Source organism: uncultured Bacteroides sp., from assembly GCF_947632445.1.
Classification (GTDB): Bacteria; Bacteroidota; Bacteroidia; order Bacteroidales; family Bacteroidaceae; genus Bacteroides.
In genome coordinates this window covers 1-14,533 of the sequence record NZ_CANRPM010000035.1, presented here as the reverse complement: position 1 = coordinate 14,533, position 14,533 = coordinate 1, and the positions used below count along the sequence as shown (strand labels likewise).

Below are 14,533 nucleotides of genomic sequence, written 5' to 3'. Positions count from 1 at the left end.
AATAATCCGTTTCATCGGTTGTCTCCACTTCTATTTCCCGCCGCCGGCGACACGCTCCGTCCATTGGCGGATGGCGGCTTCGCCGAGACTGTTCAGCAATTTCCCTTCGGCCCAGTTCAGTGCCGGATATTCGGCTTTCAGGCTTTTGGCGCTGTGGGCTATGCCGCTGCCTCCTGAGGTGGCGAAGGGTACGATTGTCTTGCCCTTCAGGTCATGGTTTTCGATGAACGTATTGATGACCCTCGGCGCGAGGTCCCACCAGATGGGGTAGCCGATAAATACGACTTCGTAAGCGGCCGTGTCCGGTTTTTTGCCGGCAAGGGCGGGACGCGACTTCGGGTCGTTCATCTCCACCGAACTGCGCGACCGTCTGTCATGCCAGTCGAGGTCGGCGTCCGTATAAGGTTGGGCGGGCGTAATCGCGTAGCATTCCCCACCCGTGATGCGGGCCAGCTTTTCCGCTGCCCGTGCCGTTGTGCCTGTTGCCGAGAAGTAGGCAACCAACACACGTTTTTCGTCATTCTGTGCCATAGTGTGTACGTTTGTAATTAAAAATGCAACCATTGCAAATAAAAAAGTCCTTGCTTTCATGTCTCTTATTTCATTTCGATTTTCTTGATAATTCGTGCCGGACACATCTCTCGTCCTTTTATTTTTCCGAATGCAAAAGTAGGGATTAGGGTGTCTGAACCGGCCCCTCCGGCAGACCAGTAGGCCGGCCTAAGCTTGGCCAGAGGTCTAACCTAAGCTTGGCCGGTAGGCTGGCCCAATACTTGGCCGGTAGGCTGGCCCAATACTTGGCCAGTGGGCTGGCCCAATACTTGGCCAGTGGGCTGGCCTAAGACCGGATGCGGCAAGGGCTACAGCGGACTTCCGCCTTCGCTGTCGTCATCGCCGTCGTCACCGCCGGCCGAAGGAGGAACGGTGCCGATGTAGAGGTTCTGCGAAGTGGAGCGGGGCGTCTTCAGAAACTCTGCGGCGCTGCCTTTGAATTGCGTGGTGACGGTCAGCAGATATTCGCCGTCGGACAGTCCGGCGGGGATGGTGAAGATGAGCCGCGAAGCCTCGTTCAGGAGCACCTTGGAGCTTTCGATGGCGGTCTCCGTGCCGTCTGCGGCCTTCAGCTTGATGCCCACCGAAGGGTCCGTGCCCGCCAGCTTGATGTTGCGTCCGTAGAGCGTGTAGCCGCCTCCGGCCGTCGCGCTGAAGTCTGTGGCGCGGGTTTCGGCATCCAGACCGCTGCCGATGTAGAAGTTCGCGGGCCGCTGCCCCAAGATTTGGACGGTGGTGTCGGCGATGGCTTCGCGCAGGACTTTCCCCTGCGTGAAGGAGACATAGATGCTGTCCGTTGCAGCGTCCCAGGCGCCGTTCTTCGCCACGCCCCGGAACTGGGCCACGCCGCGAAACAGTCCCGTGTTGACGCTTTCGCCGTTCATCAGCGCCTCGGCCACCACTTCCTCCATGAGGTCGAAGGCCAGCGCCATCGTCTCGCGGCGGACGCCGGGGTTCTTGCCCGCCATACGGTCCAGGATGACGGTCTTGTCGATGCTGCGGGCCGTCTCCAACTGGAAAATCTTGTCTGTCAGATTGTCGGCTGTCACGTAATTGTCGACCAGCCAGGCTTTCAGAATGTTTTTTGCCATACGATTTTTCTTTTTAAGATGTAACCATATATTAATTCCTTCTTCGGGCGGCAAACGCCTTTTGCCCCGAAGAATTGGCGGTAAATGTAACGTAAATAATCAGAATCGACAACTTTCGGCGGTAAATAATTTGCCCCCCCCGATTGCGCTAAAATATGTTGCCATACACCACGCAGGGGAGCGTACCGGACGGTACGCTCCCCTGCCGGGAAAAACGGTCGGCCTGGCCCTGCGGCTACATCCGTTCGGGAACTTCGATGCCCAGCAGGCCCATGCCCAGGCGGACGACCTTGCCCACCTCGCGCGAGAGGGCGAGGCGGAACTCCCTGACGGCGGCATCCGTTTCGCGCAGGATGCTGAAGTCGTGGTAGAACTGGTTGTACTCCTTCACCACGTCGTAGCAGTAGTTGGCGACGACGGAGGGGCTGTAGTCTTCGCCCGCCTGCTTCACCACGCCGGAGAAGTCGGCCAGCATCTGAATCAGGCCTTCCTCCTTCGTGCTCAGTTCGATGCCCGTATGAAGCTGTGCGGGGATGGCGATGCCGGCCTCGGCCGCCTTGCGCAGGACGGAGCGGATGCGGGCGTAGGTGTACTGGATGAAGGGGCCGGTGTTTCCGTTGAAGTCGATGGATTCCTTGGGGTTGAACGTCATGTTCTTGCGGGCGTCCACCTTCAGGATGAAGTACTTCAGCGCCCCCAGTCCCACGATGCGGGCGATGTCGTCGGCCTCGGCCGGCGTCAGGCCGTCCAGCTTGCCCAGTTCGCCGCCGGTTTCGCGGGCGGTGTCGATCATCTCTTTTATCAGGTCGTCGGCATCGACCACCGTACCTTCGCGGCTCTTCATCCTGCCTTCGGGCAGTTCCACCATGCCGTAGGAGAAGTGCACCAGGCTCTTGCCCCACTCGAAGCCCAGCCGGTCGAGTAGGATGGAGAGCACCTGGAAGTGGTAGTTCTGCTCGTTGCCCACCACGTAAATCATCTTGTCGATGGGGTAGTCGGAGAAGCGCTGTTCGGCCGTGCCGATGTCCTGCGTCATGTAGACCGACGTGCCGTCGGCGCGGAGCAGCAGTTTGTGGTCGAGGCCTTCGCCCGTGAGGTCGGCCCACACGGAGCCGTCTTCCTTGCGGTAGAAGAGGCCTTTCTCCAGTCCTTCGAGCACCTTCTTCCGGCCTTCCAGATAGGTGTCCGATTCGTAGTATATCTTGTCGAAGCCGACGCCCATCATCCGGTAGGTCTCGTCGAAGCCGGCATATACCCAGTCGTTCATCTTCTGCCACAGGGCGCGCACTTCGGCATCGCCTGCCTCCCACTTCACGAGCATCTCGCGGGCTTCCTTCATCAGGGGCGACTCGGCTTCGGCCTTCGCTCCGGCTTCTTCCTCGCTCAGGCCTTCGGCGCGGTACCTGGCCGTCAGTTCCTTCACTTCGGCCTTGAAGTGCTTGTCGAAAGCCACGTAGTAGTCGCCGATGAGGTGGTCGCCCTTCTTGCCGCTCGACTCCGGCGTCTCGCCGTTGCCGTACTTCAGCCACGCCAGCATGGACTTGCAGATGTGGATGCCCCGGTCGTTCACGATGTTGGTCTTCACCACGCGGTTGCCGTTGGCGGCGATGATGTTGGCCAGGGCGTTGCCCAGCAGGTTGTTGCGCACGTGTCCCAGGTGGAGGGGCTTGTTGGTGTTGGGCGACGAATACTCGATCATCACCAGCGGCGCGTGTTCCGTCGCCTCGGTCAGTCCGTAGTGCGGGTCGGCCTGGATGTCGTTGAGCAGCCCGATCCATGCCGACGATGCGACGGTGAGGTTCAGGAACCCCTTGATGACGTTGAACCCCGCCACGAGCGAAGGTTCGTTGGCCAGCAGGTATTCGCCGATTTCCCGTGCCGTCTGTTCGGGCCCCTTCTTCGACATGCGGAGGAAGGGGAACACGACCAACGTCAGATGTCCTTCAAATTCTTTCTTTGTTTTCTGCAACTGCACCTGTGCGGCGGGCACCTCCTGCCCGTAGAGTGCTTTCAGTCCGCCGACGACGGACGCTGCGAGTTTCTGTTGTATATCCATAATTTCTGATTCTTTCGGCTTGCAAAGATAGTGCAAACCGGGAGAAGTACAAAAGATGCAAACATTGTTTTCGGCTTTTTACCGCCGAAGCGCCGGGAGAAGCGCCAAACGGGAAATTGGGCGGCGGGTGAAGAAATTCGTTACAAAACAAGTGATTGTCGAAACATTTTTTCTACCTTTGCAGCCGGATGGGGGAAACCCTGTCCGAGACATGTTAGAAAGTTAAGAAGCGTTATGCTTATCTTGTAACTTGAGAACCTAGGAAATTCGCAAGCAGTAACACAAGGGATAGCATAGTGGTTCTCACGCGCGATAGCGTGAACTGCTATATCCATATCTGTGTTACAGGTTTTCCTAGGACCTTCAAGTTAGAGTGAGTATTGGCAGTTCACGATTCGTGGCTTAAATAAGTAACGATTTTAGAACTAAAACAATACTATACAAGATGCTTTTTAATTCATTACACTTTCTGCTCTTCTTCCCCGTCGTGTGCGTCGTCTACTTCTGTCTGCCTTCTTTAAGGGCGCGCAATCTGTTTCTGCTTGGGGCAAGTTACTACTTCTACATGAACTGGGAACCGGCCTATGCGCTGCTTCTCCTGACAAGTACCGTCATTACCTACCTGGCCGCACTCGGAATCGGGCATAGCACCCGGCGGCGTGAAAAACGCCTGTGGCTGACCGGCAGTCTGGTGCTCAATCTCGGCATCCTTTTCCTGTTCAAGTACTACAATTTTGCGGCAGAAAACATAAGCGACTTGCTGGCACGCTGGGGAATGTCCGTACAAATGCCCGAATTCACGCTCCTCCTGCCTGTCGGGATTTCGTTCTATATCTTCCAGGCGTTAGGTTATTCCATTGACGTGTATAGAGGCAATACCCCCATTGAAAAGAACTTCTTTACTTACGCACTGTTTGTATCGTTTTTCCCCCAGCTCGTCGCCGGGCCTATAGAACGTTCTACAAATCTGCTGCCGCAATTCAAGCAAAAACATGCCTTTTCCTATGAGAATGTGATGGCAGGCATTCGTCTTATGCTTTGGGGATATTTCTTAAAATTGGTGCTTGCAGACCGTTGCGCTCTTTATGTCGACACCATATTCAACAATGTGCCCTATCACAATGGAGGTTCATTCTTGTTGGCTTCGCTGTTCTTCTCCTTTCAAATTTATGGAGACTTCGCGGGATATTCGCTGACAGCCATCGGAGCCGCTAAAGTGATGGGATTTGATTTAAAGGAAAATTTCAGAAGGCCCTATTTCGCTGCCACCGTCACTGAATTTTGGAGGCGTTGGCACATTTCATTATCAACCTGGTTTAGAGATTATGTCTATATACCTATGGGAGGAAATCGCAAGGGCAGCGCACGATGCTACTCCAATATTATGACAACATTTATAGTGAGTGGGATATGGCATGGCGCGAACTGGACGTTCATTATATGGGGAGCGATACACGGGGGACTGCAATGTATCGAAAAGCGACTGGGGTGGAACAAGAAACAATGGAAAATGCAGGAAAAAATCATTCATTGGGGGTTTACATTCTGTATTCTCTGTCTGGCCTGGATCTTTTTCCGGGCAAACACCGTTTCGGATGCTTTCCTGATGATAAAAGGTATCTTTACAGATTTGGCGATACCTTCTAAGATAGAGGGAGTCACTTTTTGTGCCATTGCTTTAGCACTGACCGTAGTATTCATGAAAGAAATCATTGATGAATATGGCTTGAAAATCCGTATATCGGAGTCTCCGGTTTGGATAGTCCGGCACATGTATATAGTAGGTATGATAGTATTCATCATCCTTCTGGGAGTATTGAATGGCGACCAGTTCATCTATTTCCAATTTTAATCTGTTTGAAAATGAAGAAATTATTAACGAGTCTTTTGTTTGTTTTTGCAGCCCTGTTTGCAGTAGACAGAATTGGCGGACAAATCATGTGGTGGGTAAACCAACATACGCATGACATGTCGGGGCCAAAACTAAAATATTTAGCAAATGAAGTGGATGCGGATGTTGTCCTGATGGGAACCTCACGTTGTAACTTCCATTATGTATCTTCTATATTGGCAGATTCCATTGATATGAGTGTTTACAATGGAGGCATTGATGCCAGTAATTGTATTTATGCCCATTACTTTGCCTTGAATCTGATTTTATTGCATCATAGTCCGAAGATGATTTGCTTGGAACTGATGACAAGCGATTACACTGTTTCTGACGATTCTTTTAACACAACAAGTTTCTTTGCTCCCTATATCGGGAGAAGCGAAAGAGCCGACTCTATATTTCGAGAAGCCGGAAATTACTGGCCTTACCGCCTTTGCCATCTTTATCGCTACAATGCCAAAGCCGTATCTAACATAGGTGGGTTACTCGTAAATAAACAGCAAAACGCCGAATCGGGTTATCGACCTCTGCCACAGCCAATGTTTGTCCTTGATAGATTAGATAAAGCCCATAAATCTGAAAATATAGATACCTTGAAATTGCAATACCTAAGGAGGTTCATCACGCTATGTAAAAGCCATCATATTGCGCTCGTGTTCACGGTATCTCCGATTTATAGCGAAGCTGACGCAGATTTGTATGATGTGTTAAAGGATGTGGCGAAAGAAAACGGAATACCATTCTTTGATTATCACACGCAAGGGCTGTTTTTAGACCATCCCGAATATTTTAGAGATAACGAACATTTGTGGGATAAGGGGGCCCGTGTGTACACATCTATCTTCGCTCACGATTTGAAACGTTACATAAACTCCATTCGACCGATAAGAGACGAAAAACAGGCTGAAAACTGAAAAAGAATCAACAAGACACGCTTATCCTGTTGCATAATAGAATTTATTCGTACTTTTGTGGCGTGAAAATAGGCGGCAGGCCGGAATAGCCGAACTTGAAAAACATTGCTTTTCGTTTGTCTCTCCGCCCGTCTTTCACTATTTTTGCAGCCCTGATAAATCAAATGAATTCTATATGAACAACATTCCGACAGTTACCAAAAACCTGCTGATTATTAATGTGCTGATGCTTCTCGGTACATTCGTAGCCGACGGCTATGGAATAAATCTTGCCGATTATCTGGGACTGCATTTTGTACTATCCGACCGCTTCAATGTCGGCCAGCTCGTCACCTACATGTTTATGCACGCCGGTTTCACGCATGTGTTCTTCAATATGTTCGCCGTATGGATGTTCGGGCGTATTCTGGAGCAGGTATGGGGGCCCAAACGTTTTTTGGCCTACTACATGATTTGCGGGATGGGCGCCGGACTGATACAGGAAGCCGTAACAGCCGTCCGCTACTTCACCATCGAATCGGGCATGAGTCCGGAGGCCGTCCAGGCCGTTTTCGAGCAAGGCTCCAAAGCATTGCAATCGAACATGAATTTCGTAGATCCTGCAATGGCCGGCCTGAATCTGGTGCTGAACTCATCTACGGTAGGGGCTTCGGGTGCGGTATATGCCATCCTGCTGGGCTTCGGCATGCTGTTTCCCAATCAGCCCATGTTCATCTTCCCCTTGCCTTTCCCCATCAAGGCCAAGTATTTCGTCATAGGCTACGCGCTGATAGAACTGTATTCGGGACTGGCCAATAGTGCCGGCGACAATGTGGCCCACTTTGCCCATCTGGGTGGAATGATTTTCGGCTTCCTTTTGATTATGTACTGGAGAAACAAAAACAGAGGAAATGACTGCTATTATAACTGAACTGAAAGAAAAGTTCCGCAGGGGCAATATCTGCCTGCGGTTGGTCTACATCAACGTTGCCGTCTTTGTCGCAGTCACGCTGGTCGGTATTCTGCTCCAACTGTTCAACCACTCATTGGGCGGCCGGCTCGGCTGGCTGGAACTTCCTGCTTCGTTCAGCCGCTTCCTGATGCAGCCCTGGACAATTCTGACCTACATGTTCATGCATGCGGGACTGCTGCATATCCTGTTCAACATGCTGTGGCTCTATTGGTTCGGAACCCTGTTCCTGCAATTCTTCTCTGCCAAGCACCTGCGTGGCGTCTATCTGCTGGGAGGTATCTGCGGAGGGTTGCTCTATATGGTGTCTTACAATGTCTTCCCCTATTTCCAATACATGATAGAAGGCTCCTTCCTGCTTGGAGCATCGGCATCGGTACTGGCCATTGTCGCCGCTACAGCGTATAGAGAGCCCAACTATCCGATACAACTCTTTCTGTTCGGCACCGTTCGGCTGAAATACCTGGCCCTGATTGTCATCGGCATGGACTTGCTTTTCATCACTTCCAACAATGCCGGAGGGCACATTTCCCATCTTGGCGGCGCATTGGCGGGCTTGTGGTTCGCAGCTTCCCTGAGCAAAGGGAGAGACATCACCGCATGGATTAACCGATTGCTGGATGGCATGGAAGGAATCTTCAGCCCCCGTCCCCGCAAGCCGAAGATGAAGATAAACTATGGCGGAAACCGTCAGAAAGACTACGAATACAACGCACGGAAGAAAAGCCGGTCAGACGAAATAGACCGCATCCTGGACAAGCTGAAGAAATCGGGATACGAAAGTCTGACGGCTGAAGAAAAGAAAAACCTGTTCGATGCCAGCAAAAGATAAACAACGCACATGAAACTTCTCCGAAATGTCGCAACATTCACAATCGGAGCCGTGAATGCCGGTTTTACAGCGGTATTTCTGCTCACGGCCTACAGCCCTTATATACAACCCGTCGCACATCCGCTGCATTCCTGCTTAGGCTTGGCTTTCCCTATCTTCCTGGTGGCAAACATCTGCTTTTTATTTTTCTGGCTGATCATACGGCACTACAAAGTGGCTCTATTGCCATTGGCCGGAATACTGCTGGCTTATCCGCAGATACGCACCTACATACCCGTCAATTTCCATACGGGCCACCTGCCGGAAGGAAGCCTGAAAATACTTTCCTACAATATCATGGGCTTCGACGGATGTATCAAGAAAGACGGGAAAAACCCGATACTCTTCTATCTGCAAGAGAGCGGAGCTGACATCCTGTGCCTGCAGGAATATGCTACATCCAACTCAAAACAGTATCTGACCCAGACAGATATTGATTGCGCCCTGAAAGACTATCCTTACCACCGTATCGACAAACTGGGAAATCCGCAAGCTAATGCGAATCGCATCGCCTGCTATTCCAAATACCCCATCCTGTCCGCCCGCAAGCTGGATTACAAAAGCAACAACAACGGTTCGGTCGTCTATGAACTGAAGATAGGAAAAGACACCCTGACCCTTATCAACAACCATTTGGAATCGAACAAACTGACCAAAGAAGACAAGGTCGTCTACGAAGACATGCTGGAATCTCCCCAACGCGATAAAGTGGAAAGCGGTGCACGCCTGTTATTAGAAAAACTGGCCGAAGCCTCAGCCCTGCGGGCCCCGCAAGCCGATGCCATCGCTCAGGCTGTCGAACAGTCGAAACATCCCACTGTCATCGTCTGCGGCGACTTCAACGATACCCCCATCTCGTACACCCACCGCGTAGCCTGCCAAGGGCTGAACGATGCTTTCACCCAATCGGGGCGAGGGTTGGGCATTTCGTACAATCAGAACAAGTTCTATTTCCGCATCGACCATATTCTGACTAGTAAGAACCTGCAAACCTACAACTGCACAGTGGACAAAAGCATTAAAGATTCTGACCACTATCCCATCTGGTGTTACTTCACTTTCAAAGAGAAATAACGGCGTCAAGGCTTCTGAGATTTAAAAAAATAAGGCCATGAAGTAATATATTGTGAAAAAAGAGCTATATTTGCAGCCTTGTAAACGCGTAGCAATTAATAAAAAAAGTAATCATAATAAACTAAAACTAACATGCAAAACAAAGGATTTGTAAAGGCTTTTGCCATACTGCTGACCTTGGTATGCGTGTTCTACTTATCGTTTTCTTTTGTGACCCGCCACTACACAAACAAGGCACGGGAGATAGCAAACGGAGACCCGAGGGTGGAACAAAGCTTCTTGGACTCATTGGCCAATGAAAAGGTTTGGTTATGGAACTGGAGCCTGAAAGATTGTAGAGAGATGGAAATCAGTTTGGGTCTGGACCTGAAGGGTGGTATGAACGTCATCCTGGAAGTTTCCGTACCCGAGGTTATCAAGGCACTGGCAGACAACAAGTCTGATGAAACCTTCAACCAGGCATTGGCTACGGCTGCCCGGCAGGCTACTACCAGCCAAGATGACGTCATCACGCTTTTCATCAGAGAGTATCACCGTCTGGCCCCGAACGCTCCGCTCGCACAGCTGTTCGCTACCCAGCAACTGAAAGACAAAGTCAATCAGAAGTCGACTGACGCAGAAGTGGAAAAGGTACTGCGCGAAGAAGTAAAAGCCGCTGTAGACAACTCATATAATGTGCTTCGCACCCGTATCGACCGCTTCGGTGTGGTTCAGCCCAATATCCAAAGTCTGGAAGACAAAATGGGACGTATCATGGTGGAACTTCCAGGTATCAAAGAGCCTGAACGTGTAAGAAAATTGTTACAAGGTTCTGCAAATCTGGAATTCTGGGAAACTTACAACGCCAACGAAATAGCACCTTATATGCAGTCGGCCGACGCCAAGTTACGCAGCCTGCTGGCCGCCAACGACACGACCGACACTGCCGCTGCTGTTGACACCACTGCTGCCGTTGCTGCTACAAGTACCACTGACAGCCTTGCCGCTGCGCTGAAAGGAGAAAACACCGCTGCACAGCAAGCCGACCTGGCTCAGTATAAGAAAGACCATCCGCTGCTTGCCGTCCTGCAAGTGAACCCCAACGTAGGTCCGATTGCAGCCTATGCACTGGCTAAGGATACGGCTGAGGTCAACCGCTATCTGGCTATGCCTGAAATACGAGCCGAGCTTCCGAAAGATCTCCGCCTGAAGTGGGGTGTATCGGCGGCAGCTTTCGATCCGAAAAAACAAACTTTCGAATTGTATGCCATCCGCTCGACGGAACGCAACAACCGCGCTCCGCTGGAAGGCGACGTGATTGTGGACGCCAAGGATGACTTCGACCAATATGGCAAGCCTTGTGTAAGCATGTCCATGAATACCGACGGTGCACGCCGCTGGGCACAGCTGACCAAGAAAGTGGCTGTCACGCGAGGCTGCATCGCCATCGTATTGGACGATTACGTATATTCCGCTCCGACCGTATCGAGTGAAATCGCCGGCGGTAACTCACAAATTACCGGCCACTTCACTCCCGAAGAAGCCAAAGACTTGGCCAACGTGCTGAAATCCGGTAAGATGCCCGCTCCGGCACACATCGTTCAGGAAGACATCGTAGGTCCGTCGCTGGGTCAGGCTTCCATCAATGCCGGTGTCATCTCATTCATCGTGGCGCTGGTACTGCTGATGATTTACATGTGCTCCATGTATGGTTTCATTCCGGGTATGGTTGCCAACGGCGCCCTTGTGCTGAACATGTTCTTCACATTGGGTATCCTTTCATCATTCCAGGCCGCACTGACCATGTCCGGTATCGCCGGTATGGTGCTGTCACTGGGTATGGCTGTGGATGCCAACGTGTTGATCTATGAACGTACAAAAGAAGAGCTTCGCGCAGGCAAGGGCGTGAAGAAAGCTTTGGCAGACGGCTACTCCAACGCTTTCTCGGCAATCTTCGACTCGAACCTGACTTCTATCCTGACGGGTATCATCCTGTTCAACTTCGGTACAGGTCCTATCCGCGGTTTTGCCACAACGCTGATTATCGGCATCCTGAGCTCGTTCTTCACCGCCGTATTTATGACCCGACTGGTTTACGAATACTTTATGAACAAGGACAAGTGGCTGAACCTGAGCTTCCACACCGGCATCTCCAAGAACCTGATGCAGAACGTTCACTTCAACTTCATGGGACGCAACAAGATGTGGCTCACCACGACTGCTATTGCCATCGTGGTTTGCTTGGGCTTCCTCTTCACACGCGGTCTGAGCCAAAGCATCGACTTCACCGGTGGACGTAACTTTAAGGTACAGTTCGAAAAGGAGATAGAACCCGAACAGGTTCGTGAACTGATTTCCAGCCGTTTCGGCGACGCCAATGTGAGTGTCATCGCCATCGGCACGGACGGCAAGACGGTACGTATCAGCACCAACTACCGCATCGACGAAGAAAGCGACAACGTTGACTCTGAAATCGAAGCTTACCTGTACGAGACACTGAAGCCGCTGCTGACACAGAACATCTCGCTGGAAACTTTCATCGACCGCGAGAACCACACAGGTGGTAGTATCATCAGCTCGCAGAAAGTAGGTCCGAGTATTGCAGACGACATCAAGGTATCGGCTATTTGGTCTATCGTGCTGGCTGTGATCGTAATCGGTCTGTACATCCTGCTCCGCTTCCGCAATATCGCCTACAGTATCGGTTCCGTAGCCGCTCTCTGCTGTGACACCATCGTCATTCTGGGTGCCTACTCCATGTTCTGGGGTATTCTGCCGTTCTCGTTGGAAATCGACCAGACATTCATTGGAGCCATCCTGACAGCTATCGGTTACTCTATCAACGATAAGGTGGTTATCTTCGACCGTGTACGCGAGTTCTTCGGTCTGTATCCGAAGCGTGGCAAGTACCAGCTGTTCAATGACTCATTGAACACGACACTGGCCCGTACCATCAATACTTCACTGAGTACGTTGATTGTATTGCTGTGTATCTTCATCCTCGGCGGTGACTCTATCCGCAGCTTCGCCTTTGCCATGATTTTGGGTGTGGTATTCGGTACGATGTCTTCACTGTTCGTCGCTTCTCCGATCGCTTACTCGCTGATCAAGAAGAATGCTGCCGAACCGGTTGGAGAAACCAAGAAATAAACCGTCTTTTCTGACAATTAATAGGAACGGGGACGCTCGGACAGAGCGCCTCCGTTTTTTTATGGCTACCGAAAACGGGACGGACGGATTTCTTGATAACTGCATCCTGACGCTGCGATGCAGGCGTTTTGTAGAAAACACAGCAACGGCTTTGCAGCGTGAAGACACGCTTCATGGCGACAGTACAACCCCTTTAAACCGGCAGTTCACTCCCTTTATACTGATAGTTCACTCCCTTTGAACCGGCAGTTTAACACCTTTGAACTGACAGTTTATTTTTGGCAAACTAAAATAAACTGATTAGAGTCTGAATAACAACCTGTTACAATAACGGGAATGTAACACCGAAAGTAGAACCTGTAACAACAAAAAACACTGCATGTTTTCCTGATGGATTTCTCTTTCAGGAACATGCAGTGTTACATGAAACAAGATAATTAATTATTGATGTTATTTATATCCTCCGGCTTTGGCTATGCGCTTAGGAATGTCCGTATTATCCATTTTACCCATAAATAATTGGGAACCGGCACCAATGGCATAAACAGGAACATATTCAGCCGTATGACTTCCGCTGGTCCATCCTATGTGGGCTATCTGGCTCATTACTTTCTTGGCTGCTGCTGCCAAAGGCTCAGTCCTGGAATAAAGGCTTTCTTCAAAAACGACTTTACTCTTTATAAACGAATCTTCGAACTCGTCGCGCAGCAATCTCTCTTGCTCCCAAGTCAGCTTCAATTCTTTCCAAAAGCCCATACGCTCCGTTAACAAGGTCTTCATTTCTTCCCATGTTACCTTGTTGCCTTTAGCTTTGCGCAAATCGGTTATGGCACGCGACAACAAATCAACAGACTGCTTCTGATAATCCAATGCTTTCAGGTTCAGCGTGTATGTTCCGGTACCCATACCCAAGCCGCCTGTTTCATGGTCAGCAGAAATGACAATCAGGGTTTCTTTCGGATGTTTCTGATAGAACTCGTATGCCACACGAATCGCATTGTCCATGTCGATTACTTCCTTTACTACCGTAGCCGGGTCGTTGCTGTGGCAAGCCCAGTCGATTTTACCGCCTTCCAACATCAGGAAGAAGCCTTTTTTATTATCCCTCGTCAGAAAATCAATTGCATTTTCCGTAATATCCGCTAAAGTCAAATCATCGTCTTTGCGGTCGATGGCATAAGGCAGACAATCGGCTGGAGTTCCTTCGGCTTGGAGAAATACCATTTTTTTGGCAGAAGCAGCTTTTTCGTCATACTCTTTCGACCCACGCGCAATGGTATAACCGGCCTCTTCCATGATAGGATAGATAGAAGGAGCCTCCTGCTTATCATAAGTCGTTGTCGGCTTCAAGAAACCGGCACCGGCAAAGAAATCGAAACCGCTCTTAGGCAGTTCCAAAGCAATCTCGTAATACATGCTGCGGCTGGGCTGATGGGCATAAAAGGCGGCCGGTGTAGCATGGTCTACACTGACAGTTGTAACAATACCGACTTTCTTCCCGCTCTTTTTAGCTTGGTAAGCCACACTCTCCAAAGGTTCTTTATCAACTCCTACACCGATGGCACCGTTATAGGTCTTCGAGCCTGTAGCCAACGCCGTGCCGCCTGCCGAAGAGTCGGTCACCGAATTGGTGGCAGAATAAGATGTAGCAATGCCGGCAGCCGGGAACGAACCGAACAAAAGCTTCTGCGTACCGATACGGCCATCTTCCATTTCAGCCCGAAACATTTCAGTGGTATTCACCTGATTTACTCCCATACCGTCACCGATAAAGAAGAATACATACTTGGCCTGCTGGGCATACGTCATACTTGCCACCAAGACAAGCAGTAACAAATAAGTCAATCTCTTCATAATGATACTATATTTAAATGGATATTGTCTTTTTGATTGGACAAAGATAAGAAATCTCCTCCGTCAGAAAATGAAGATTTGACTAGTCCTGAATAACCGTTACAGTTATTGGACAAAAATAAATTATTTATTACAGTTCAGCAAGGTTAGTC

At 50.5% G+C, this 14,533-nt stretch carries 10 protein-coding genes; 6 read left to right on the top strand and 4 right to left on the bottom strand.

Annotated elements, in window-relative coordinates; translation table 11 throughout:
- Positions 1-30 precede the first annotated feature (30 nt).
- The 3 genes from Q0Z70_RS08395 to argS all read right to left on the bottom strand — a co-directional run bounded on the left by Q0Z70_RS08395 (position 31) and on the right by argS (position 3,699).
- Positions 31-531: a flavodoxin gene (locus Q0Z70_RS08395; RefSeq protein ID WP_298073645.1), complete on the bottom strand. Its 501-nt coding sequence runs from the start codon at positions 529-531 to the stop codon at positions 31-33.
- A 329-nt stretch (positions 532-860) separates the two neighbouring features.
- Entirely contained in the window at positions 861-1,697 is an 837-nt protein-coding gene (locus Q0Z70_RS08390) for a DNA-binding domain-containing protein (RefSeq protein ID WP_298073644.1), read from the bottom strand.
- Positions 1,698-1,878: 181 nt separating this feature from the next.
- A complete protein-coding gene (gene argS, locus Q0Z70_RS08385; RefSeq protein ID WP_298073643.1) occupies positions 1,879-3,699 on the bottom strand; it encodes an arginine--tRNA ligase in 1,821 nt (606 codons plus the stop codon).
- 445 nt (positions 3,700-4,144) lie between these two features.
- Here argS and Q0Z70_RS08380 point away from each other — a divergent pair, with 445 nt between their 5' ends.
- The 6 genes from Q0Z70_RS08380 (at position 4,145) to secDF (ending at position 12,527) form a co-directional block, all read left to right on the top strand.
- Positions 4,145-5,551: an MBOAT family O-acyltransferase gene (locus Q0Z70_RS08380; protein ID WP_298073642.1), complete on the top strand. Its 1,407-nt coding sequence runs from the start codon at positions 4,145-4,147 to the stop codon at positions 5,549-5,551.
- A gap of 11 nt (positions 5,552-5,562) precedes the next feature.
- Entirely contained in the window at positions 5,563-6,504 is a 942-nt protein-coding gene (locus tag Q0Z70_RS08375) for a hypothetical protein (protein WP_298073641.1), read from the top strand.
- A gap of 175 nt (positions 6,505-6,679) precedes the next feature.
- Entirely contained in the window at positions 6,680-7,414 is a 735-nt protein-coding gene (locus tag Q0Z70_RS08370; protein ID WP_298073640.1) for a rhomboid family intramembrane serine protease, read from the top strand.
- Positions 7,395-8,285: a rhomboid family intramembrane serine protease gene (locus Q0Z70_RS08365; protein WP_298073639.1), complete on the top strand. Its 891-nt coding sequence runs from the start codon at positions 7,395-7,397 to the stop codon at positions 8,283-8,285. The genes Q0Z70_RS08370 and Q0Z70_RS08365 overlap by 20 nt, the downstream gene beginning before the upstream one ends.
- A 9-nt stretch (positions 8,286-8,294) precedes the next feature.
- Positions 8,295-9,398: an endonuclease/exonuclease/phosphatase family protein gene (locus Q0Z70_RS08360; RefSeq protein ID WP_298073638.1), complete on the top strand. Its 1,104-nt coding sequence runs from the start codon at positions 8,295-8,297 to the stop codon at positions 9,396-9,398.
- Between the two features lie 132 nt (positions 9,399-9,530).
- On the top strand, positions 9,531-12,527 hold the full coding sequence (gene secDF, locus Q0Z70_RS08355; RefSeq protein ID WP_298073637.1) for a protein translocase subunit SecDF: 2,997 nt from the start codon (positions 9,531-9,533) through the stop codon (positions 12,525-12,527).
- 450 nt (positions 12,528-12,977) lie between these two features.
- Here secDF and Q0Z70_RS08350 read toward each other — a convergent pair whose 3' ends face one another.
- Entirely contained in the window at positions 12,978-14,381 is a 1,404-nt protein-coding gene (locus Q0Z70_RS08350; RefSeq protein WP_298073636.1) for an alkaline phosphatase, read from the bottom strand.
- Positions 14,382-14,533: the final 152 nt, after the last annotated feature.

Coding starts and splice junctions, on each gene's coding strand:
- Q0Z70_RS08370 (WP_298073640.1), top strand. CDS start 6,680: ATGAACAACATTCCGACAGTTACCAAAAACCTGCTGATTATTAATGTG.
- Q0Z70_RS08365 (WP_298073639.1), top strand. CDS start 7,395: ATGACTGCTATTATAACTGAACTGAAAGAAAAGTTCCGCAGGGGCAAT.
- Q0Z70_RS08375 (WP_298073641.1), top strand. CDS start 5,563: ATGAAGAAATTATTAACGAGTCTTTTGTTTGTTTTTGCAGCCCTGTTT.
- Q0Z70_RS08395 (WP_298073645.1), bottom strand. CDS start 531: ATGGCACAGAATGACGAAAAACGTGTGTTGGTTGCCTACTTCTCGGCA.
- Q0Z70_RS08360 (WP_298073638.1), top strand. CDS start 8,295: ATGAAACTTCTCCGAAATGTCGCAACATTCACAATCGGAGCCGTGAAT.
- secDF (WP_298073637.1), top strand. CDS start 9,531: ATGCAAAACAAAGGATTTGTAAAGGCTTTTGCCATACTGCTGACCTTG.
- Q0Z70_RS08380 (WP_298073642.1), top strand. CDS start 4,145: ATGCTTTTTAATTCATTACACTTTCTGCTCTTCTTCCCCGTCGTGTGC.
- argS (WP_298073643.1), bottom strand. CDS start 3,699: ATGGATATACAACAGAAACTCGCAGCGTCCGTCGTCGGCGGACTGAAA.
- Q0Z70_RS08350 (WP_298073636.1), bottom strand. CDS start 14,381: ATGAAGAGATTGACTTATTTGTTACTGCTTGTCTTGGTGGCAAGTATG.